This window comes from Siccirubricoccus soli (genome assembly GCF_024178315.1).
GTDB classification, from domain to species: domain Bacteria; phylum Pseudomonadota; class Alphaproteobacteria; order Acetobacterales; family Acetobacteraceae; genus Siccirubricoccus; species Siccirubricoccus soli.
Window position 1 is genome coordinate 1 of record NZ_JAMZIK010000095.1, and the last position, 521, is coordinate 521.

The 521-nt window shown below is 78.9% G+C and carries 1 protein-coding gene; it reads left to right on the forward strand.

Features of this window, described 5'->3' with window-relative positions; genetic code table 11:
* A partial coding sequence (locus NJ376_RS15235) for a hypothetical protein (protein WP_252954142.1) occupies positions 1-521 on the forward strand: 521 nt, incomplete at both ends.

A 521-nucleotide genomic window follows, 5' to 3' on the forward strand; every position in this document is an offset into this window, starting at 1 on the left:
GCGCTGACCGAGGCGCTGGGGGCGATCCTCTCCGACATCCGCAGGCTCGGGGAGAGCGGCGCGGCGCCCAATGTGGCCGCGGCCTGGCCGGCGCTGCGGGAGGTGCCGGACCTCGAGGCGGTCTTCGCGGTGGATGGCCGGCCGGTGCTGGCGGCCTGGGCGCATGTGCCGGCGCGGGCGGAGCGGCCGCCCGGGCTGCTGGCGCGGTTCGACGATGGCCGGGCTTGGCAGGCGCCGCCCGGCTTCCCCTGGCGCCCTTGGGCGCTGGCGGGCGGGGCGCTGGCGGCGCTGGCGCTGGCGGCTGGCATCCTGCTGCCGCTGTTCGGCGCGGCGCTGGTGCCGGTGGAGATCCCCGCCTGCCGGCTCGATCCCGCCAGCCTTGCCACCTATCAGGAGGCGCAGCGGGAGGCGGAGCGGCAGGACGCGCTGGAGGCGGAGCTTGCCCGGCTGGAGGAGGAGCGTGGCCGCCGCCGCCTCGCCTGCCCCCTGCCAGTGGAGCAGCCGCCCCCGCCCGAACCACC